This window comes from Streptococcus parasanguinis (genome assembly GCF_964238605.1).
Lineage (GTDB): Bacteria > Bacillota > Bacilli > Lactobacillales > Streptococcaceae > Streptococcus > Streptococcus parasanguinis_AJ.
Window position 1 is genome coordinate 231144 of sequence record NZ_CAXSMM010000002.1, and the last position, 20025, is coordinate 251168.

Here is a 20025-nt window from a genome sequence, read left to right on the forward strand (position 1 = left end):
TAAGGGGATAGGAGTTTTGGACTCCATCCCTTTTAATTTGTAGAAAGATAGAAAATGATGTTAAAGAAAAATGAAATTGTAACGGTTGAGATTGTCGATTTGACCCATGAAGGAGCAGGTGTTGCCAAGGTAGAGGGCTTGGTCTTTTTTGTAGAGAATGCTCTTCCGACTGAAAAAATCCTCATGCGTGTCCTTAAAGTCAACAAGAAGATTGGCTTTGGTAAAGTTGAGGAATACCTTACGCAATCTCCACATCGTAACCAAGACTTAGACTTGGCTTACTTGCGTTCAGGTATTGCTGACTTGGGACATCTAGCTTATCCAGAGCAACTCAAGTTTAAAACCAAGCAAGTAAAAGACAGTCTTTATAAAATTGCTGGAATCACGGATATAGAGGTCGCAGATACTCTTGGTATGGAAAATCCTGTCAAGTATCGTAACAAGGCTCAGGTTCCTGTTCGTCGCGTTAATGGTGTTCTGAAGACTGGTTTCTTCCGTAAGAATTCTCATGATCTGATGCCTCTTGAAGATTTTTATATCCAAGATCCAGTGATTGACCAAGTTATTGTGGCTTTACGAGATTTGCTCCGTCGTTATGACTTAAAACCCTATGATGAGAAGGAACATTCTGGCTTGATTCGTAACCTCGTTGTTCGTCGTGGCCATCATTCCGGACAAATCATGGTTATCTTAGTGACAACTCGTCCTAAAGTTTTCCGTGTGGAACAGTTGATTGAACAATTGATTAAGCAGTTCCCAGAGATTGTGTCTGTCATGCAAAATATCAATGACCAGAATACCAATGCGATTTTTGGAAAAGAATGGCGAGTTCTCAATGGTCAAGATTACATTACAGACCAAATGTTGGGGAATAGCTTCCAAATTTCTGGACCAGCCTTTTACCAGGTCAATACAGAAATGGCAGAGAAGCTTTATCAGACAGCTATTGATTTTGCGGAGTTAAAAGAATATGATGTGGTGATCGATGCCTATTCGGGAATCGGAACTATTGGCTTATCAGTCGCTAAACATGTCAAGGAAGTCTACGGAGTGGAAGTTATCCCAGAAGCAGTAGAAAATAGCCAGAAGAACGCAGAATTGAACGATATTACCAATGCCCACTATGTCTGTGACACAGCTGAAAATGCCATGAAGAATTGGTTCAAGGAAGGCATCCAACCAACTGCCATCCTGGTCGACCCACCACGTAAAGGCTTAACCGAAAGCTTTATCAAAGCAAGCGCTCAAACAGGAGCTGACCGTATCGCCTATATCTCCTGTAATGTCGCCACCATGGCGCGTGATATCAAACTCTACCAAGAATTGGGCTATGAATTGAAGAAAGTCCAGCCGGTGGACTTGTTTCCTCAAACGCACCATGTTGAGGCGGTAAGTTTGCTAGTCAAGGAGTAAAACGACGAAGATTAGCATTTACTTCCGCCCATGCGATAGCTGTCCGTGATTGACAAGTGCTAGCACGCAGACAGAACGGAGATAGCGAACCGCTGAGTGTGTCGCTCTGCTCGTAAAAGCTTAGAAACCTTTGAACGAAAGGGATAATGAAAGCCTTGATTGCAAGGCTTTTTGCTTTATGGTGGGTAAGTATCAGAGTGAGAAAATTTTTGGAATGAGTAGAAGTGATAGCTAGAAATTATCAGTTTCTATTTCCATTTACCCTGTGGGTACGTGTTTGTTTCCATTGACAAGGAGTTTGTGGGAATAGAAATGTACCCACCTTGTTTGAATCAAGTGAAGTGTAGTTGAAGGAAATCTGTTGAAAGCAATACTTCATTTTACCGAATAAGTAATAATTTAGGCAACTTCAAATCGATTAAAAAAAACTATTTTAAAGGTTAAGAGTAGACAAAAATTGTCCACTCTTTTTTGCAAACTCAATTTATCAATAAATGAAATGAGGGAATGTAAAATGAAATATTTTGAGGTTGAGTTAGAAAATCCTGATGAATTTTTAAAACTACAAACAGAAGATTTTGTGAAAGCTAATCGCTTGCTACTAAGGAAGATAATCCAGAGCGTTACAGTCTATGAAGAAAACTTCGTCATATCCTTTAAATCTGGCATCGAATTGGAAGTATGAGTCTCATTCCATAACTTTTATATTGAACATATCATCTTGTTGTGTTATACTATAAATTGATATAAACAAAGATGTAGGAGGAACCGAAACTATGACAGCCTCAATGCGTTTAAGATAAGCTGGCAATAAAAAAAGCAGAATCTATACCCGATGATAGGCTTTTTTGTTGTGCTTATTTATACGATATTGAGCATTCATTAGTTACGGTGAGGATATTGGTTATTTAACTATACCTTTATTTAACTATGTCTTTAATATGAATGTTTCCAAATTGTATGTATGCAGACCAAAAGCCACATTGTGGGGTTTGGCCTGCATTTTTTATTGCCTAGAATGCTATTCAAAATAGAAATTCAAGCAAAATAATATGCAGGAGATAATATAAATGGAAAAATACAACAATTGGAAACGAAAATTTTATGCAATATGGGCAGGGCAAGCAGTATCATTAATCACTAGTGCCATCCTGCAAATGGCGATTATTTTTTACCTTACAGAAAAAACAGGATCTGCGATGGTCTTGTCTATGGCTTCATTAGTAGGTTTTTTACCCTATGCGATTTTGGGACCTGCCATTGGTGTGCTAGTGGATCGTCATGATAGGAAGAAGATAATGATTGGTGCCGATTTAATTATCGCAGCAGCTGGTGCAGTGCTTGCTATTGTTGCATTCTGTATGGAGCTACCTGTCTGGATGATTATGATAGTATTGTTTATCCGTAGCATTGGAACAGCTTTTCATACCCCAGCACTCAATGCGGTTACACCACTTTTAGTACCAGAAGAACAGCTAACGAAATGCGCAGGCTATAGTCAGTCTTTGCAGTCTATAAGCTATATTGTTAGTCCGGCAGTTGCAGCACTCTTATACTCCGTTTGGGATTTAAATGCTATTATTGCCATCGACGTATTGGGTGCTGTGATTGCATCTATTACGGTAGCAATTGTACGTATACCTAAGCTGGGTAATCAAGTGCAAAGTTTAGAACCAAATTTCATAAGGGAGATGAAAGAAGGAGTTGTGGTTCTGAGACAAAACAAAGGATTGTTTGCCTTATTACTCTTAGGAACACTATATACTTTTGTTTATATGCCAATCAATGCACTATTTCCTTTAATAAGCATGGAACACTTTAATGGAACGCCTGTGCATATTTCTATTACGGAAATTTCCTTTGCATTTGGGATGCTAGCAGGAGGCTTATTATTAGGAAGATTAGGGGGCTTCGAAAAGCATGTATTACTAATAACAAGTTCATTTTTTATAATGGGGACCAGTTTAGCCGTTTCGGGAATACTTCCTCCAAATGGATTTGTAATATTCGTAGTTTGCTGTGCAATAATGGGGCTTTCGGTGCCATTTTATAGCGGTGTGCAAACAGCTCTTTTTCAGGAGAAAATTAAGCCTGAATATTTAGGACGTGTATTTTCTTTGATCGGAAGTATCATGTCACTTGCTATGCCAATTGGGTTAATTCTTTCTGGATTCTTTGCTGATAAAATCGGTGTAAATCATTGGTTTTTACTATCAGGTATTTTAATTATTGGCATTGCTATAGTTTGCCAAATGATAACTGAGGTTAGAAAATTAGATTTAAAATAAACAATATTGGAGGAATATTTATGTATCTTATTTTCATGTAACTCTTCCTGCTAAAATCGCAGGGTTTTCCCTGCATACAAGCAAATGAAAGCATGCGATTATAGACAGGAGGAAATGTTATGGAATTAATATTAAAAGCAAAAGACATTCGTGTGGAATTCAAAGGACGCGATGTTTTAGATATAAATGAATTAGAAGTATATGATTATGACCGTATTGGTTTAGTAGGAGCAAATGGTGCTGGAAAAAGCACTTTACTCAGGGTACTTTTAGGAGAATTAACTCCCCCAGGATGTAAAATGAATCGTCTGGGTGAACTTGCCTATATTCCCCAGTTGGACGAAGTAACTCTGCAGGAGGAAAAAGATTTTGCACTTGTAGGCAAGCTAGGTGTTGAGCAATTAAATATACAGACTATGAGCGGTGGTGAAGAAACAAGGCTTAAAATAGCACAGGCCTTATCGGCACAGGTTCATGGTATTTTAGCGGATGAACCTACGAGCCATTTAGACCGTGAAGGAATTGATTTTCTAATAGGACAGCTAAAATATTTTACAGGTGCACTGTTAGTTATTAGCCATGACCGCTATTTTCTTGATGAAATAGTAGATAAAATATGGGAACTGAAAGATGGCAAAATCACTGAGTATTGGGGAAACTATTCTGATTATCTTCGTCAGAAAGAGGAAGAACGTAAGAGCCAAGCTGCAGAATACGAACAATTTATTGCGGAACGTGCCCGATTGGAAAGGGCTGCGGAGGAAAAGCGAAAACAGGCTCGTAAAATAGAACAGAAGGCAAAAGGTTCTTCAAAGAAAAAAAGTACTGAAGACGGAGGGCGTTTAGCTCATCAAAAATCAATAGGAAGTAAGGAAAAAAAGATGTATAATGCTGCTAAAACCCTAGAGCACAGGATTGCGGCCTTAGGAAAAGTAGAAGCTCCGGAAGGCATTCGCAGAATTCGTTTCAGGCAAAGTAAAGCATTGGAGCTCCATAATCCATACCCTATAGTCGGTGCAGAAATTAATAAAGTATTTGGGGATAAGGCTCTGTTTGAAAATGCATCTTTTCAAATTCCGTTAGGAGCAAAAGTGGCGTTAACTGGTGGTAATGGAATCGGAAAAACAACTTTAATCCAAATGATCTTAAACCATGAAGAAGGAATTTCTATTTCGCCTAAGGCAAAAATAGGTTACTTTGCACAGAATGGTTACAAGTACAACAGTAATCAGAATGTTATGGAGTTTATGCAGAAGGATTGTGACTACAATATATCAGAAATTCGTTCAGTGCTAGCATCTATGGGGTTCAAACAGAACGATATTGGAAAAAGTTTATCTGTTTTAAGCGGTGGAGAAATTATAAAATTGTTGCTTGCTAAAATGCTCATGGGTAGATATAACATCCTAATAATGGATGAACCCAGTAACTTCCTTGACATACCAAGTTTAGAGGCTTTGGAAATACTAATGAAGGAGTACACCGGAACTATCGTGTTTATCACCCACGATAAACGATTACTCGAAAATGTAGCAGATGTAGTTTATGAAATTAGAGATAAGAAAATAAATCTGAAACATTAAATTTAAGGTAGTCGCTGGTCAGTATAGTCTGTTCTGGTTGGCGACTCCATTGTTAAAGAGTATAAAGACTTTAGATTTTATGAATATTAAAAATAGGAACAGTCAATTGAACTGCTCCTATTTTTCTGCTAAATATATTGTAGTTTTCTTATATGTATAATGATAGATTAGCGGATTCTCATCTACGGTACTTACTTCAAATATGAAGAAGTGATCGCGGTTATCTCTGGACTTTTCCTTATTGAGGACAAAGTAATTCTTACGTGAAGTCGCCATTGTTTTTAGGATATCATCAGTTAGGAAGGTCAATGGAATATTCATGTTAGAGTAGCGGTAGAAGTCACGTTCAAAATCTTGGTAGCTCTCGCTATAATAGTCCATTTGTAGGTGATTACGCTGAAACTCAAGCTGATTCATAGAGCACCTCCTCGACAAGTTCAATACTAATAATGTCTTTTAATTTCAAATTGATGTGACCTGTTGTAGTTTTTATCAAAATGAAATCTTTGGTCAGACTTGGTATTGTTCCAGTGTAGGAAACACGCTTGTTTTTTTCAATCACTTGAATGCGTGTGCGTAGCTGCCCGGCGTATACTTGACTGAGGAGTAATAATTTCTTCTCTAGTGATAAGTCAGACATGTACGTTACTTTGTTTGTATCATCAGAGAGTGCTGATGCATGTTCAGATAGGAAAAAGCCCATCCATTTTTGCATCTTTGTATCCTGGTACTCTCTTGCTGATTGAAATGGTAAATATGAACGGTCAATCATATCAAATCCTTTCTATGCAGAGGCAAGGGTATTTTTATCAAATTGAATCGTAAAACCTTGAATTCCCCCACCTGTGTAACATTCTTTAAAGCGATTGATTACCTCAGTATAGATTATCACAGATGAGCTTGTTGGCTTAATGCTAAATGTAAATTCCAATGGTAATCGGTTTTCAGATTTAGCATGTACTAGTCGTATCGATATTTCAGTTGTTTTGAGTTTTCTCTGACGAAGTTTTGAAGTTGCTGTTTCAACGATTCCATGTAAAAATCTTTCAAGCATTTCAATATCATTACATCCTTTGCTACGGATTTCTGAAAATTGTACTGTATTTTTTTCTTGTTTCATTTTAATCCCTCCAATCCACCCGCGGAATGACCACCGATAAGTTTACTGCGTTCAATATTTCTGGAACCTTCAGTTAGGACGGTTCCTTTTTGTATGGCTAAAAAACCAAACTGTTCTCTGACAACATCAATAGCTGTCTGAAGTCTATTATCTTTTTCAATTTGTTCTACATCATCAAAGAGTGATAGTAGAGTATAGCTTTCATCTACGAAGCCACTATAAGATACACCAATTTGTCTCACTGCACCAGAGGTGTATTTTTTCGGAATAATACAAGTACATGACTCACCATTGTTTTGGGGAGATTTGCGGGTTCAATTTTATTCTGAGCATTTATAGATTTTTTCATCTCAGTCCTAGAATAGCCAATATGAATAGAAACGACAGTAGTCAATACTAGGGCTACTGTTCCGTTCCACAGTATCATTTAAAAATCATTTTCACACCCTTTCGTCTATTAGTATAGAAGAAAGCTCTCAGCACATGTTGAGGCGGTATCACTGCTTGTAAAAAATTAGAAACCTTTAAACGAAAGGGAGAATGAAAAGCGTGAAGATAGCTTCTCTAATCGAATAGAGGGTAAGAATCAGAGTAATAGTTCAAGTATGGCTTCTGGATACTATAGTCTGACATGCTATCAATCTATTTCAGAAACTGGACAAATTGTAGTAACTTTCCTTGAAGGAACTGAAGTGGATTTATAAGAGAGTGTGACCGGGAAGTTGCAGTCTTTTTTTGGGTTTTAATGATATAATGAGATTATAAACGTCGATATTGTTTTAATTTTCTGGAGGATGTGTAATGTTGAATTTAGTAAAAGGTCACCAAGTTAGCTTGGTAGAAAACCTGTTTGAATCATTTACAAAGTTAACTGAACATCATTTGATGGCGAATGTACACGCAGAAAAAATATTAGAGGTTTTTCAACACTTTATTGCGATTCATGACGAGCCCTTGTTTTTTATTTTGGAATTGCCTGTCAGTATTGATAGAGAAAAAGTGATAGCAAAGAATATTATCAAGGAATCCCATAAGGATGTTTATTATATTGATGGTTGTTCAAGAGAGGAATGCCTAGCACTGTTGATTAGATACGGTGATTTGCTTATTAATGATGGACTTAGTCAGTTTGGATTTGGTGGTCATAAAAGTCATGATGAGATCATGCTTGATAGCTATAATGTTGTGACAATTTATAGTAAAGAACTATCGAAATTTAATGACTTTTTTGAGCCTCATAATATTCAATTTGTTGAAGAACTAGTGACAGCTTGGAAAACTTTTTCTAAGACCTCCCCAGGAATCTCTGAAATCTATGAAAGTAATGGAAAAACTGTTTATGATTTGCCTGAAGAATTAGCTGAATGGGGAATATATTTAGCTGAAACTCGAACAGAATAGGTATAACTATAGATTAGAAAGAGAATATTTCAATTCCTTAAAATTTTATTTAGAGCAAAGGTGGATATTGAAGTTGTAAGATAAATAATGATTATTTATGGCAGAACTCTGGTTCTGCCTTTTTTATTTATGAAGTATATGAAATATGGCATAAAAGACTAAAGAAAAAATGCAAAACGTTTAATAAATTAGAATTTTCTTGCTACTTTTTGAAAAATATTTTTTCCTTACAGAATCCTTAAAAATATTTTTTATACTATTTACAAGATTAAAGGAGGAACAAAATATGAGCAAATATATTTTGGAAACAAATGAGCTAACAAAAGTTTTTGGAAAACAAAAAGCTGTAAATAATGTGTCATTAAAAATTGAGGAAAATTCAGTATATGGATTACTAGGACCTAATGGTGCAGGTAAATCTACGACATTAAAGATGATTACAGGTATGTTACACAAGACGTCAGGTGAAATTATGTTTGAAGGACATGAATGGAGTAGAAATGATTTATCAGATATTGGTGCTTTAATCGAGATGCCACCCTTATACGAAAATTTAAGTGCAAGAGAAAATCTAAAAGTTAGAACATTATTACTTGGATTACCTGATGCAAGAATTGATGAAGTTTTAGAAATTGTAGATTTAAAAAATACCGGAAAAAAGAAAAGCGGTCAATTTTCTTTGGGGATGAAACAAAGATTAGGTATTGCAATTGCTTTATTAAATAATCCTAAACTATTGATACTAGATGAACCGACAAACGGATTAGATCCATTAGGAATTCAAGAGTTACGAGATTTAATACGAAGCTTTCCAAAAAAAGGAATAACAGTAATTCTGTCTAGTCATATTTTAGCAGAAGTGGAACAAACTGCTGATCATATAGGAATTATACATGATGGAGAATTAAAATATCAAAACACAATTAATCATAATGAAAATTTAGAAGAACTTTTTATGGATGTTGTAAAGAATGGAAAGAGGGTGTAGCTTAATGAAAAATTATATTATTGCAGAAAATTTGAAACACAAACACAGTTTTTTGTTGAAGATATTATTTATTGCACCAATTATATCTTTACTTGTTGCGTTTGTATTAATGCCATTATATTTTAGTGTAAATGCATATAATTGGTGGTATGTGATGATTATGCCAGCAACTTTCGCTTTAATACCAGCAATGATGCATAGAAAAGAGGAAAGAAAATTAAACTACCGAGCAGTTTTTTCACTTAATGTTGATTTAAAAAAAATATGGATATCAAAAATACTAACAGCTTCAATTTATCTAAGTATAACTGCTATTTTGCATATGCTAGGAGTATTTGTTTTTCAATTTTTCATTGGAGAACAATTAACAGGAAACTATGCATTCACGACATTATTATTCGCAAGTGTATTATTGGTTATAACTAACATATGGCAAGTTCCGTTTTGTTTTTTCCTAGCTAAAAAGTTTGGGTTTATAGCAAGCATTGTAGTAAATGCTGTATTAGGTCTTGTGGTAGGAATTTTGTTAGCTGACGGTTCTATGTGGATTTATTGCCCTTATTCTTGGGGGATTAGATTGATGGTACCCGTTATGCGTATTTTACCGAACGGTGTGCCAACAGAAGTATCAAATCCAATGATTTTAAACACATCCTTACTTGTTCCTTGTATTTTATCAATATGTTTGTTTACATTATTGACTTTCATTACTGCAAAATGGTTTTCTAAGCAAGAGGTGAAGTAATGATGAATATATTAAAATCAGAGTTTTATAAATTGAAGCATACATGGATTCCCTGGGCTCACTTTATCTTACCTGTTTTATATGCACTAATATTTTATGGGGCAGCAACATTTACAAGTCTAAAAAATTTTTCTTATATGGATATCGTACTGAATTATTTTGTGCTTTTAGGTGCTATCTTACCAATAATATTTGGTGCTATCACATCTAAGGTTGTTGACATGGAAGCAAGTGCTGGACGATTTCAAGTGATTCTATCAACTACAAAATCCAGAAGCAAGGCTTATGGCGGAAAACTTATAATGCTCTTATTGAGTTTTCTATTTTCTATAAGTTTAGCAGTTTTTATATTTGCAATGCTATTTGGTAATCAAGCGACTATGGCTTGGTTAATTGAATTATTATTAGTTTTTATAGGATGTTTATCTACATATATGATTCATTTATGGGTATCACTTATGTTAGGTGGTGGTGCATCTATTGGATTGGGATTTGTGGAAACGTTGATTGCTTTACTTTCAATAACCAATTTAGGTGAAAATATCTGGTATTTTTTACCTTGTACTTGGGCATCGAGATTATCTGCAACATATATTGTTGGAAGTGAATTGGCTGATAGCTCATATTTAATTAAAGAGTTTACCATGTGGGGCTATGTAGCAATACCTATTACAGTAGTCATTTTTACTGGCTCTTTATTATGGTTCAATAGGTGGGGTGGAAAGTCAATCAGTGAATAATAGCTCTAAATGTATTTGTAAATGGAATATGGTATAATAATAAAATATTTATAAATATGGAGGTGGTTTGGTATGGCAAGAATTCTTGCTATAGATGATGAATTAGATATGCTGACTCTAATCAAGAATATTTTAATAAAAGGAGATCATATTGTTGATATTTACCAAACCACGGTAGATATTGATGAAAATAGTTTGGGGAAATATGACTTAATATTACTTGATGTAATGATGCCAGAGGTTGATGGAATCAGCTATTGTAAAAATATACGTTGCAAAGTGGATTGTCCGATTATCTTTTTAACTGCAAAAGCAATGGAAACGGATATAGTAGATGGCTTATTAAGTGGAGGAGATGACTATATTACCAAACCATTTGGTGTTGGTGAATTGTTAGCAAGGGTAGAAGCTCATCTGAGAAGAGAACAAAGAGAAAAACATTCGAGTTTAAACTTAGGGAATATAAGATTTGATTTATCCTCCAATCAAGTATTTGTGAAGGAGGAAGAAATTCATCTGACAAAGTCTGAATATCAAATTTCGAAGCTTTTAGCAAAGAGAAAGGGACAAGTTTTTTCAAGAGAACAAATATATGAAATGATTTTTGGATTTGATGGGATTGGTGATTCTTCTGCCATATCAGAACATGTAAAAAATATTAGAGCAAAGTTCTTAAAATTTGGTGAAAATCCAATTTCTACAGTTTGGGGGATTGGTTATAAATGGAATTAATTAGAAAAGGACAGTCGCTCAAAATAGTATTTCTTAAATACTTAATGACTGTTGGAGTTGGTTTAGGATGTGCCATCGTACTAGCTTTATTAACTTTTACAGCGTTTTATAGTGTTGGTTTGATTCTTCCGGCTAACCATACAGAAAATTTATTACAAGAAAATAAATATAAAATTTTAAATAAAATAGACTTTGATGAAGCATTGATACCTAAAGGAGCTAGCTATATGTTTTTATCGCCAGATGGTGAAGTGATAAAAACTAATATGGATGAAGCTATTCAACTGAAAGCTAAGAATTTTCACAATCATGAGGGATTTTCAACTCCATATTCTTCATTTATAGAATTTAAAAGGAATGATGGATATGTATTAATCCATTATTCACTAGAGCCACACTACAATAATGATTGGATGGAAAAATATTTCCCTAGCGTAGATTTACTATTAATATTTTTATTAATCATTTTCTTTTTAATGAGTGCATTTGTGGCTACTCTAATCTGGGCAAAACGAATAACAAGGCAATTATCGCCAATGCTAGAGGCATCAGATAAAATCGCCAACCAAGAATTAGACTTTGAAATAGGAAGTTCAAATATCAAAGAATTTAATGATGTCTTAAATAGCCTTGATATAATGAAAAAAGCCTTAAGTGATTCATTAAGAGAAAATTGGATTAAAGAAGAGAATAAGAGAAGTCAGATATCGGCATTAATGCATGACTTAAAAACTCCGGTTTCTATTGTCCAATGTAATGCTGAATTGTTAAAGGTAACTGATCTAACTGATGAACAAAAGGATTATGTAGCGTACATTATAAAAAATTCAACACGTATATCAGATTATACAAAAGCTCTGATGGAGATGAATCAGTCAATTAAATTAAGCTCGTTGAATTTACAAAAAGTAAAAGTGTCAGAAATAATCGAAAGAGTTAGTGAAATAGCGAGAGAGATTACACTAATACATGACCGTACTATATCTAAATCTATTAATTGTGAAGATTCAGATGTAATGATAGATATACAATTATTTGAAAGAGTCATTCAAAATATATTTAGTAATGCTATTCAATATTCACCAGACAAATCCAACATTGAATTACTAATAATGACTACAGATAAGATACTTTCAATATCTGTGATAGACGAAGGCCCAGGATTTTCTAATGAGGATTTAAAACGAGGAACGGAGCAATTTTACCGTGGAGATAAGAGTAGACATTCAGCTACAAACCATGGTTTAGGTTTATATAATTCTTGGAAAATAATGTTATTACATAATGGACGCATCATATTAGAAAACAACTCGGATAAACATGGTGCAAGTGTAAAGTTAGAATTACCATTACTATAATAGAACAGGAATTGTTTTCAAATGGAATTTATTAAAAATATATCCTTTTTGCTTTTGGTGTAGAATAGAAAATTCACTCCGCTATCAAGCAAGAATCTTACATAGTAGAAAGCTAAATGAACTTTGATAACTGAACAAATTCTAAAAGTTAACTTATAAATTTCTAGAAGGAACGGAAGAAAATCTGTGTTTAACTGCAACTAGTAAGTTGTAGTTTTTTATTTTGAATAATGATATAATAGGATAAGAAAATAATGAAAACGCTATATATTTGAAAGTTGAATAGGAAAGTAGAAAGTATGAAAACAATTGATATGATTATTAAATCATCAACTGATTTAGTTATGTATCTTACATAAAGAGAAAGGAATTAATTATCATGAAATTATCTTTGTATAGTGAAGTTGAACATTACCATTCTTTAAGTTCTTATTCTTTAAATGATATTACACATACTGATACCCCAAAAAATATTATTGAAAAGTCTAAAAAAGATAAGGATAGATACCCAATAGTAATACTTAATAAAGACCATAAAGTAATTGGTTTTTTTTGCCTACACCTAAACACTGGTCCTAAAGAGTACGGCTATTATCAAAATGATTATGCGCTTATTAGAGGATTTTCTATTGATGATAATTTCAGAAATCAAGGATATGGTTCTAATGCTCTGAATGGAATATTTGAATTCATAGATTCAACTTTAAAATTAGAAATTAACCATATTATATTGGCTGTAAATGAAAAAAATATATTGGCTCAAAAAGCATATAGAAATTCAGGTTTTTTTGTTGTGAAAAAAGATTTAGAAGGAAAAAGGGGGAAATTAATTATTATGGAGAAAAGCAGAAGGTGATGGTATTGGTATCAATCAATGAGTAACAAAGTAACAGCATGATTCGTAACATTTGCTTGTAATTCGCGGAGGAACATCAATATGGATGGAATAACAAAAGATTCTATAAAAACGGCTAAACTAATGAAACAATTATGGCCCCAATTGACCGATAAAGAAGCTATTGATGAAGTAAAAAAATATACGAATGGCAAAAATACTGCAATCTTTACTGAAGTTGAAGGTGACACAATTGTAGGTCTAGCACTATGTTCACTCAGATTTGATTATGTTGAAGGTTGTAAATATAGTCCTGTGGGATTCTTAGAAGGGATTATTGTCGACGAGGAATATCGTTTAAAGGATATTGCTAAAAACCTCTGTACAAAATGTGAGGAATGGGCGAAAAATAAAGGATGTAAGGAATTTGCAAGTGACTGTACTTTAACGAATACGGATTCTATAAGATTTCATCTCAATATTGGATTTCAGGAGGCAAATAGAATTATTCATTTTAAGAAGAAATTATAATTTCAGAACGTGGTCAAAATTTATGTATCTTTAGAAAGTGTGAAAGAATGGACGGACTACGAATTACTTTTCATTAGTTAAGAATATAGTAATGTTGTAAAGTTAATCGAGGAGTTATTGATGGATTTTAGTAGTAAGATAGCCATAAATAAAGGTTGGTCAGATGATAAAAAATATTGTGTGACAGATCAAAAACAGCAAAAATATTTCTTGCGTGTTTCTGATAAGGAGAAGTTAGATTCTAAAAAATTTGAATTTGATATGATGGAGAAAGTAGCTTCTCTTGGAGTTCCGATGTGTAAACCGATTAACATAGAACTATGCGATGACGAAGTACATTCTTTACATGAATGGATAGATGGGAAAGATGCTCGAGAAACCATTTTAACTGTTTCAAAAGAACAACAATACATTTACGGAGTAGAAGCAGGAAGAATCCTTCAAAAAATTCATTCACTCCCTGTTACAGAAGTTCGTGAAGATTGGGAGGTCTTTTATAATCGAAAAATTGATGACAAAATCTCCAAATACAAAGAATGTCCCGTTCAATATAAAAATGGTCAGATCTTTATTGATTTTTTAAATGCAAATCGTGAATTGTTAAAAGATAGACCTCAGGTTTTCCAACATGGAGATTATCACATCGGGAATTTCATGATTGGTGAAGATCATAAAATTTATGTCATTGATTTTGATCGCTTTGACGTCGGGGATCCTTGGGAGGAATTCAATCGTATTGTATGGTCTGCTCAAGTCTCTTCCTCTTTTGCGTCTGGTATGATAGATGGATATTTTGATCATAAGGTTCCGGATTTATTTTGGAAGCTTCTCGCTATCTATATTCTAAATAACATAGTTGGTGCTCTGTCATGGGCTGTACCTTACGGAGCTGAAGAAATATCAGTAATGCAACAACAAGCTAAGGAAATTTTAGAATGGTATGATGATATGAATCAAATCATTCCTAGTTGGTATTTGAACAAGAAGAAGACTGAATAATGTAAACGTTGGAATATCATTTTTGGAAAATATGACACGATTATTTGCCCAAATTTAAACACATCTGACTATCTTTAATATGGGTGATTTTAATCAATACAAGTTAAACTGGTATAGTAAGGAGTTTAAATATGAAATTCCATGAATTTGGTGATAAGAATTTGCCTCCTATCTTACTGATACATGGCGGTGGCAGTTCTTGGTGGAATTATCTTCGTCAAGCACGGATTTTGTCAGAAGACTACCGTGTTATTCTACCCACTTTGAATGGCCACGGCGAAGAATATCACATCGATTATGTTTCTACGGAAGATTCTGCTTTGGAGATCCTAGACTATGTCAAAGCAAACTGTGGTGGGAAGCTGTTTGCGATCGGTGGTGTTTCTCTTGGTGGTCAAATTGCCATGGAGCTTTTGTCATTAGACAGCGAGATAGCTGAGAAGGTTATCATAGATGGAAGCCTCTGTATTCCTCAACCAAGGTTAGCTAAAATCAGCATCTTTCTAGTAGCTCTATTTGGTAAACTGATGTTCAGTAAATTCTCTTGCAAACTTCAATTAAGCATGATGGACAAACTCTATCCTAAACTGGCTTATCCAGAGGAGATAAAAGCTTATTATTTGGAGGATTTGCCAAGGACGCCTATCAAAACATTGGTGACCATTTACAAAACCTATATGGGGCGTTACAAGCTCAAGGACACAATTTCTGCTAGCAAGGCTCAGGTTCTGTATATCTATGGTGAAAAAGAATTGAACTGTGTGAAAGCATCAGCGAAATTATTTCATCAGCTACATCCCAACACGATCCTGTATGAAGCAAAGGGCTATAACCATGGCTATTTATCAGCTTACCTGCCTCAAGAGTGGATTGATTTGGTTGAGCCATTTTTAAAGAGTGACCCATTGAAAATTTGATATGCTGTAAGGAGGGATCTTATGCTAGGAGCAATAGTAGGAGACATTGTAGGTTCTGTTTACGAATGGGGCAATATTAAAACGAAAGACTTTCCATTATTTCGTGAGGATTGTTTTTTCACTGATGACACTGTTATGACCTGTGCTGTTGCTGAAGCCATTATGAATGGCGGTCAGAAGGATGACTTTATTGATGCCATGAAAAAATATGGTAGGATGTATCCCGATGCAGGTTACGGTGCAAGATTTGGGAATTGGGTTGATGGCGACGATCGAGAACCTTATAATAGCTTTGGAAATGGCTCAGCAATGCGTGTTTCTCCATGTGCCTGGGCCATGGATTGTAGTTTCTGTGCACGAACGGGAACCTGGCCGTCCAGAAGAGCTCTTGCACGACTTTCTGCAGAGGTGACTCATAACCATCCAGAAGGGGTCAAAGGAGCTATGGCGACGTCTGATGCTATCTTTATGTGTCGTTATTACTTTGGAGGTTACAGTGGCGACTATGGAAAACCGATCAACGACAATCCTACGGAGTGTAAGAGACTTATCAAGGAACACATAGAACAAGAGTATGGATATGACCTTTCTAAAACGTTAGATGAGATTCGTCCTACGTATCGATTCAATGAAACGTGTCAGGATACCGTTCCTCAGGCCATCGTTGTCTTTCTAGAAAGTACAGATTTTGAAGGCGCGATTCGAAATGCGATTTCTCTTGGTGGGGACAGTGATACTCTTGCTGCAATCACAGGAAGTATCTCCGAAGCAGCTTATGGAATTCCTGAGTGGATTAAGGACAAGGCCTTTAGCTATCTAGATGAGCCTTTAAAAGATGTGCTCAGACGATGGGAGCAAGAAGTTTCAATAACATAACAGAGATTAGATAAAAACAACCAAAAACACTAAAGCGACGGGATAAGTAACAATCTCGTCGCTTTTGCTTAAAAGTTAATGTTGCCATGGATTTATTCAGGCATCTAGTTAGATTTTTGTTTATTCAACAGGAGGATAGATGATATTATTGCAATGCAAGATACAAGAATCAGATACCAAAGATTTTCAAGACCAAAACCATAATCTAGCATCAAGCGGTATCCCCAATAAGCCGGAAAAACATGGCCTATTACTTGAAGAAAATCAGGGAGCAAACTAATTGGAAACATAATCCCTGAAAGCATAATTGAAGGCAAAAATATAAGTTGAGCTAACATGGTCAGCTTTGCCTGGTTTTTTAAAGTAAGTCCCAGTATACATCCAATACTCAATGATACAATAATATAGATGGTGAGTGAAAGTAAGAAAATCGGAAATTGACTTGGTAGATTTGCTTTAAATAAAATTGGAGCAAGTAGTAGGATCACCATGCAGATAATCATCAAATGAACAAAGGCAGAGAGAACCATTGTCACCAATCCTAAATGAATAGGCACACCATTTGCTTTATAAATCTTTTTTATGTCGCTTCCGTATGTTTCAATCAAGGAAGGCGGTAAACCGAGAAAGGCTCCCATTGAAACACTCATGACAATCATTGACTGTATAAGTGTGCTACCCATTTCAGGCATAACGGAAGTAAAAATACCACCCATGAGAAGAAAGAAAATAAGCGGTACAATATAGTAAGTAACCAAGAGAGACTTACTTCGTATGTCCAATTTCCACTGTAATGTTAGGCTATATAAAAACCCAGTCATTCCAAACCCCTCCTTGCCATTTCGATGAAATGCTGCTCCAGTGTGCCACGATCAACCTTGATATCCAATATCTGGATATTTTTCTGTTTGCATTCTTCCAATAATGAAATTAAGCTATCCTCGATCGTATCTGTTTCAAAAGATTCCTCTCCGTCCCGGGTCTTTAAATGGATGAAATATTTTCTTCCCAACCTGTCTGTCAGTTCTGAAGGAGTACCACAAAAGACAATCTTTCCACTATTCAAAATAGCAATGCGGTCACATAAGGTTTCAACTTCGGCCATATCGTGACTTGCCAAAACAATTGTCTTGCCCTGTGATTTAAGCTTTCGGATTTGTTCATGGAGAGCTAGTCTTCCTTCAACATCAAGTCCCGCTGTAGGTTCATCGAGAAATAGAATATCTGGATTACTGATAAGTGCAAGAGCAAGATGTAATCTTCTTTTTTGGCCAGTGGATAATTCTATGTATTGCGACTCTTCAATTTCTTTTATGCCAAGGGACTTTAGCATAACATCATCAATGTGTGTATGATTCCATTTTGCAAAGAGTTTTATGGCTTCCATCGGTTTGATGTGAGCGGGTAGAGAGGAGGACTGTAGTTGAATTCCGGTTTTCCCGTTTACAACTATCTTGCCTTCGTCATATTTTCTCAGACCTTCGATACATTCAAGCGTTGTTGTTTTACCAGCTCCGTTTACTCCGAGCAGAGCAAATATTTCTCCTTGTTTGATTTGAAAATCGAGACCTCCAAGAACCAATTTGCTACCATAACTTTTCTTTAATCCAGAAATCTTTATCGCGTCTTTCATGGTTCCACCTCCTCAAAGGGATTTGTTCCAAGCCTTGAAAAATAGACTTGTAGGGCGGGTCCTATATAATCATTGACGATTTTTTGCTTTTCTTCCCAAGTGTTTGAGGCGGTATCAATAGTACCAACTTCCATCAACTTAGGAAGCATGCTCATATCACCATTCGTAAACTCCATAATCAAGCCCCAGTATTCTTTCACAACCTGTTGGCTTTGTTCGCTTTCGGCTGGTATGTTTTCTTTTTGAAGCTCTACGATTTGATCACTTAGGCGGTTCAATCTGTCCATAAAGTCTAGTCCGCTTTTCTTGTCAAATCGACTGCGTATCTGGTCGAGCGTATCATCATCAAAGCGCTTGATAAGAGAGTAGGAGTCATTCTTCATCTGTAGATTGACGATGATGTCTGCATACTTCTTAAAGTTGACCGTCTGTATTTGTAAAACTTCTACCTTTAGCTGCTCTATTGCGACCAAAGAATCCTTAAGTTGTTCTATATTTTTACGAAGAACATCTGCCTGCTCTGTAAGAGCATTGGCAACATCATCAGGTGTTTTCAAAGAGATCAAACGCCCCTTTATATCCTTGAGAGAAAAACCTAATGATTTTAAAGACAATATCTGATGGAGTAGCACTAAGTCTTTATCGGTATAAAGCCTGCGACCTCCCTCACTTTCTGCCGATGGGGAAAGCACCCCTTCTTTATCATAGTATTGTAAAGTACGGACGGTAACCCCCATTTTCTTAGCAAGTTGCCCAACTGTCATAAATCCTTCCGGAATTGCTCTATATTTAGCCATCATTACCCTCCTCCTCATACCTATTATACATCGTTACGTAAGGTCATGAACAAGATTATTTTAAAAAATTTGCTTGACAAAAACTTTTTCATTTTCGAGAAAAGAAAGAGAGGTCATAGAAAAAACGAAGCATGTGACAAAATAAGTCCAAAATATTGACATAATTCCTAGCCTTTAGAGTATTATTTATGGGTATGTGTCGTGATTTAGAAAAGAAAAGTATAATTACAAGATGATCAATAGCAAACACAAGGTGATAGACAGAACAATCTATCACCTTTTTCAGTTTAAAACTATTTGTCACCAATTACGCACTCATATTTCTTATCTCTTACAACTTTTATTTAGTGAAAGAGGAATCCATTTTTCACTTGAATCCCTTCTCATTTGTATGGTAGTATGTATATACAAATTGTATGTACAAAGGAGAGGTAGAAATGGCAAACACGAAAGCAGTGAATTTTCGGGCAGATGCGATATTTTACCAGAAAACAAAAGAGGTGCTTGCGGATCAAAAAATTTCTGTGTCAGATGTCCTGAATGCGGCACTTCGAAAAATTGCCAACGGGACTGTGGATCCAGAAGAATTTGTTTCGAGTGATTTGCAGAACGCGCAGTATCAAGTAGCCTTTGAAGATTTGAAGAAGGAGATTTTAGTGGGGCACCAGGAAATCGCTCAAGGAAAAGTTACTTCTGTAGCCGATGTGAGAAAGGAATTTGGTCTTGACTAAGTTGAAGCGCTATCAGGTCTTTCTTGCAGATCAGGCTAAGCAGGACTTGCGTGACATTCACGACTATATTCTTGTGAATTTTTATATCCAGCAAGCTGCAGATGGAAAAGTTGATTTGCTATTAAGTGCTCTTGAGACCCTAGAACTGTTTCCAGAAGCCTGTCCTCTGGTATCAAACCGGGGCTATGGTGAGATGACGAATGATGGAAAACCCTATCGTTATATTCCAATAGAGAACTATCTCGCATTTTATTATATGGAGAAGCATACAGTGTATGTTGCTCGTATCCTCAGTGCAAAGCAGGATTTGGTCAAGATTTTTTATAAGTAGATTGAGG

General features: G+C 35.4%; 24 protein-coding genes. 17 read left to right on the top strand and 7 right to left on the bottom strand.

The features are described 5' to 3' along the window. The first annotated feature begins 57 nt into the window (after positions 1 to 57). The 4 genes from rlmD (at position 58) to msr(D) (ending at position 5284) form a co-directional block, all read left to right on the top strand. Positions 58 to 1413 (top strand): 23S rRNA (uracil(1939)-C(5))-methyltransferase RlmD, encoded by a 1356-nt coding sequence (rlmD, locus tag ACESR9_RS03100; protein WP_373105546.1) that lies wholly within the window; start codon positions 58 to 60, stop codon positions 1411 to 1413. A gap of 514 nt (positions 1414 to 1927) precedes the next feature. Next, entirely contained in the window at positions 1928 to 2098 is a 171-nt protein-coding gene (locus ACESR9_RS03105; protein ID WP_000873143.1) for a hypothetical protein, read from the top strand. Positions 2099 to 2483: 385 nt separating this feature from the next. Continuing rightward, complete coding sequence (mef(A), locus tag ACESR9_RS03110; protein ID WP_000417519.1) at positions 2484 to 3701, top strand: macrolide efflux MFS transporter Mef(A); 1218 nt, start codon at positions 2484 to 2486, stop codon at positions 3699 to 3701. 119 nt (positions 3702 to 3820) lie between these two features. Next, complete coding sequence (gene msr(D), locus ACESR9_RS03115; protein WP_000420313.1) at positions 3821 to 5284, top strand: ABC-F type ribosomal protection protein Msr(D); 1464 nt, start codon at positions 3821 to 3823, stop codon at positions 5282 to 5284. 117 nt (positions 5285 to 5401) lie between these two features. On the opposite strand, the gene ACESR9_RS03120 is transcribed toward msr(D), so the two are convergent. Genes ACESR9_RS03120 through ACESR9_RS03135 form a run of 4 tightly spaced genes read right to left on the bottom strand, consistent with a single transcriptional unit; the run spans position 5402 to position 6646 of the window. Beyond that, positions 5402 to 5701: a DUF5960 family protein gene (locus tag ACESR9_RS03120; RefSeq protein WP_001072467.1), complete on the bottom strand. Its 300-nt coding sequence runs from the start codon at positions 5699 to 5701 to the stop codon at positions 5402 to 5404. Continuing rightward, positions 5688 to 6056: a hypothetical protein gene (locus ACESR9_RS03125; RefSeq protein ID WP_000567222.1), complete on the bottom strand. Its 369-nt coding sequence runs from the start codon at positions 6054 to 6056 to the stop codon at positions 5688 to 5690. The genes ACESR9_RS03120 and ACESR9_RS03125 overlap by 14 nt, the downstream gene beginning before the upstream one ends. 12 nt (positions 6057 to 6068) lie before the next feature. Next, positions 6069 to 6404 carry a DinB/UmuC family translesion DNA polymerase gene (locus ACESR9_RS03130; protein WP_000806926.1) on the bottom strand — a complete coding sequence of 112 codons (336 nt, stop codon included), beginning with the start codon at positions 6402 to 6404 and terminating at the stop codon, positions 6069 to 6071. After that, entirely contained in the window at positions 6401 to 6646 is a 246-nt protein-coding gene (locus ACESR9_RS03135) for a hypothetical protein (protein WP_001813542.1), read from the bottom strand. Before ACESR9_RS03135 ends, ACESR9_RS03130 begins: the two co-directional genes overlap by 4 nt. Positions 6647 to 7205: 559 nt before the next feature. Between ACESR9_RS03135 and ACESR9_RS03140 the strand changes: the two genes are divergently transcribed. From ACESR9_RS03140 to ACESR9_RS03190, 11 genes are all read left to right on the top strand, one after another. Continuing rightward, a complete protein-coding gene (locus tag ACESR9_RS03140) occupies positions 7206 to 7805 on the top strand; it encodes a hypothetical protein (protein WP_049492835.1) in 600 nt (199 codons plus the stop codon). 286 nt (positions 7806 to 8091) lie between these two features. Beyond that, complete coding sequence (gene pcfF / locus ACESR9_RS03145) at positions 8092 to 8793, top strand: lantibiotic protection ABC transporter ATP-binding protein PcfF (protein ID WP_023918138.1); 702 nt, start codon at positions 8092 to 8094, stop codon at positions 8791 to 8793. 4 nt (positions 8794 to 8797) lie between these two features. Next, entirely contained in the window at positions 8798 to 9538 is a 741-nt protein-coding gene (locus ACESR9_RS03150; RefSeq protein ID WP_373105520.1) for a lantibiotic immunity ABC transporter MutE/EpiE family permease subunit, read from the top strand. Beyond that, positions 9538 to 10278, top strand: coding sequence for a lantibiotic protection ABC transporter permease PcfG (gene pcfG / locus ACESR9_RS03155; RefSeq protein WP_074325028.1), 741 nt, complete (start codon positions 9538 to 9540; stop codon positions 10276 to 10278). Before ACESR9_RS03150 ends, pcfG begins: the two co-directional genes overlap by 1 nt. A 72-nt stretch (positions 10279 to 10350) precedes the next feature. Further along, the gene (locus tag ACESR9_RS03160; RefSeq protein ID WP_125394040.1) at positions 10351 to 11010 is read left to right on the top strand and encodes a response regulator transcription factor; all 660 of its coding nucleotides are present in this window, start codon (positions 10351 to 10353) and stop codon (positions 11008 to 11010) included. Further along, positions 11001 to 12368, top strand: coding sequence for a sensor histidine kinase (locus ACESR9_RS03165; protein WP_373105521.1), 1368 nt, complete (start codon positions 11001 to 11003; stop codon positions 12366 to 12368). Before ACESR9_RS03160 ends, ACESR9_RS03165 begins: the two co-directional genes overlap by 10 nt. Before the next feature lie 379 nt (positions 12369 to 12747). After that, positions 12748 to 13224, top strand: coding sequence for a GNAT family N-acetyltransferase (locus ACESR9_RS03170; protein WP_070678842.1), 477 nt, complete (start codon positions 12748 to 12750; stop codon positions 13222 to 13224). A gap of 81 nt (positions 13225 to 13305) precedes the next feature. Beyond that, positions 13306 to 13734, top strand: a complete 429-nt coding sequence (gene aac(6') / locus ACESR9_RS03175; protein WP_013903432.1) for an aminoglycoside 6'-N-acetyltransferase — start codon at positions 13306 to 13308, stop codon at positions 13732 to 13734. A 120-nt stretch (positions 13735 to 13854) separates the two neighbouring features. Then, positions 13855 to 14733 carry an aminoglycoside phosphotransferase family protein gene (locus ACESR9_RS03180; RefSeq protein ID WP_373105523.1) on the top strand — a complete coding sequence of 293 codons (879 nt, stop codon included), beginning with the start codon at positions 13855 to 13857 and terminating at the stop codon, positions 14731 to 14733. Positions 14734 to 14864: 131 nt separating this feature from the next. Beyond that, positions 14865 to 15650, top strand: coding sequence for an alpha/beta fold hydrolase (locus ACESR9_RS03185; RefSeq protein WP_373105524.1), 786 nt, complete (start codon positions 14865 to 14867; stop codon positions 15648 to 15650). Between the two features lie 21 nt (positions 15651 to 15671). Further along, entirely contained in the window at positions 15672 to 16526 is an 855-nt protein-coding gene (locus tag ACESR9_RS03190) for an ADP-ribosylglycohydrolase family protein (RefSeq protein WP_373105525.1), read from the top strand. A 104-nt stretch (positions 16527 to 16630) separates the two neighbouring features. Here ACESR9_RS03190 and ACESR9_RS03195 read toward each other — a convergent pair whose 3' ends face one another. The 3 genes from ACESR9_RS03195 to ACESR9_RS03205 are packed head-to-tail and all read right to left on the bottom strand — an operon-like array spanning position 16631 to position 18959. Next, positions 16631 to 17347 carry an ABC transporter permease gene (locus tag ACESR9_RS03195; protein ID WP_003014461.1) on the bottom strand — a complete coding sequence of 239 codons (717 nt, stop codon included), beginning with the start codon at positions 17345 to 17347 and terminating at the stop codon, positions 16631 to 16633. Next, positions 17344 to 18159, bottom strand: coding sequence for an ABC transporter ATP-binding protein (locus ACESR9_RS03200; RefSeq protein ID WP_003014454.1), 816 nt, complete (start codon positions 18157 to 18159; stop codon positions 17344 to 17346). The genes ACESR9_RS03195 and ACESR9_RS03200 overlap by 4 nt, the downstream gene beginning before the upstream one ends. Then, positions 18156 to 18959: a MerR family transcriptional regulator gene (locus ACESR9_RS03205; protein ID WP_003014481.1), complete on the bottom strand. Its 804-nt coding sequence runs from the start codon at positions 18957 to 18959 to the stop codon at positions 18156 to 18158. Before ACESR9_RS03205 ends, ACESR9_RS03200 begins: the two co-directional genes overlap by 4 nt. Positions 18960 to 19393: 434 nt before the next feature. On the opposite strand from ACESR9_RS03205, the gene relB reads away from it, so the two are divergent. Then, positions 19394 to 19687 (top strand): type II toxin-antitoxin system RelB/ParD family antitoxin, encoded by a 294-nt coding sequence (gene relB / locus ACESR9_RS03210; protein WP_201037117.1) that lies wholly within the window; start codon positions 19394 to 19396, stop codon positions 19685 to 19687. Further along, positions 19680 to 20018 carry a type II toxin-antitoxin system RelE/ParE family toxin gene (locus ACESR9_RS03215; RefSeq protein ID WP_201037116.1) on the top strand — a complete coding sequence of 113 codons (339 nt, stop codon included), beginning with the start codon at positions 19680 to 19682 and terminating at the stop codon, positions 20016 to 20018. Before relB ends, ACESR9_RS03215 begins: the two co-directional genes overlap by 8 nt. Positions 20019 to 20025 lie beyond the last annotated feature (7 nt).

What these genes read in the sequence shown, in the direction of transcription:
- rlmD (WP_373105546.1), top strand. Translation starts at nt 58, where the DNA reads ATGTTAAAGAAAAATGAAATTGTAACGGTTGAGATTGTCGATTTGACC.
- ACESR9_RS03105 (WP_000873143.1), top strand. Translation starts at nt 1,928, where the DNA reads ATGAAATATTTTGAGGTTGAGTTAGAAAATCCTGATGAATTTTTAAAA.
- ACESR9_RS03120 (WP_001072467.1), bottom strand. Translation starts at nt 5,701, where the DNA reads ATGAATCAGCTTGAGTTTCAGCGTAATCACCTACAAATGGACTATTAT.
- ACESR9_RS03125 (WP_000567222.1), bottom strand. Translation starts at nt 6,056, where the DNA reads ATGATTGACCGTTCATATTTACCATTTCAATCAGCAAGAGAGTACCAG.
- ACESR9_RS03130 (WP_000806926.1), bottom strand. Translation starts at nt 6,404, where the DNA reads ATGAAACAAGAAAAAAATACAGTACAATTTTCAGAAATCCGTAGCAAA.
- ACESR9_RS03140 (WP_049492835.1), top strand. Translation starts at nt 7,206, where the DNA reads ATGTTGAATTTAGTAAAAGGTCACCAAGTTAGCTTGGTAGAAAACCTG.
- pcfF (WP_023918138.1), top strand. Translation starts at nt 8,092, where the DNA reads ATGAGCAAATATATTTTGGAAACAAATGAGCTAACAAAAGTTTTTGGA.
- ACESR9_RS03150 (WP_373105520.1), top strand. Translation starts at nt 8,798, where the DNA reads ATGAAAAATTATATTATTGCAGAAAATTTGAAACACAAACACAGTTTT.
- pcfG (WP_074325028.1), top strand. Translation starts at nt 9,538, where the DNA reads ATGATGAATATATTAAAATCAGAGTTTTATAAATTGAAGCATACATGG.
- ACESR9_RS03160 (WP_125394040.1), top strand. Translation starts at nt 10,351, where the DNA reads ATGGCAAGAATTCTTGCTATAGATGATGAATTAGATATGCTGACTCTA.
- ACESR9_RS03165 (WP_373105521.1), top strand. Translation starts at nt 11,001, where the DNA reads ATGGAATTAATTAGAAAAGGACAGTCGCTCAAAATAGTATTTCTTAAA.
- ACESR9_RS03170 (WP_070678842.1), top strand. Translation starts at nt 12,748, where the DNA reads ATGAAATTATCTTTGTATAGTGAAGTTGAACATTACCATTCTTTAAGT.
- ACESR9_RS03180 (WP_373105523.1), top strand. Translation starts at nt 13,855, where the DNA reads ATGGATTTTAGTAGTAAGATAGCCATAAATAAAGGTTGGTCAGATGAT.
- ACESR9_RS03185 (WP_373105524.1), top strand. Translation starts at nt 14,865, where the DNA reads ATGAAATTCCATGAATTTGGTGATAAGAATTTGCCTCCTATCTTACTG.
- ACESR9_RS03190 (WP_373105525.1), top strand. Translation starts at nt 15,672, where the DNA reads ATGCTAGGAGCAATAGTAGGAGACATTGTAGGTTCTGTTTACGAATGG.
- ACESR9_RS03195 (WP_003014461.1), bottom strand. Translation starts at nt 17,347, where the DNA reads ATGACTGGGTTTTTATATAGCCTAACATTACAGTGGAAATTGGACATA.
- ACESR9_RS03200 (WP_003014454.1), bottom strand. Translation starts at nt 18,159, where the DNA reads ATGAAAGACGCGATAAAGATTTCTGGATTAAAGAAAAGTTATGGTAGC.
- ACESR9_RS03205 (WP_003014481.1), bottom strand. Translation starts at nt 18,959, where the DNA reads ATGATGGCTAAATATAGAGCAATTCCGGAAGGATTTATGACAGTTGGG.
- relB (WP_201037117.1), top strand. Translation starts at nt 19,394, where the DNA reads ATGGCAAACACGAAAGCAGTGAATTTTCGGGCAGATGCGATATTTTAC.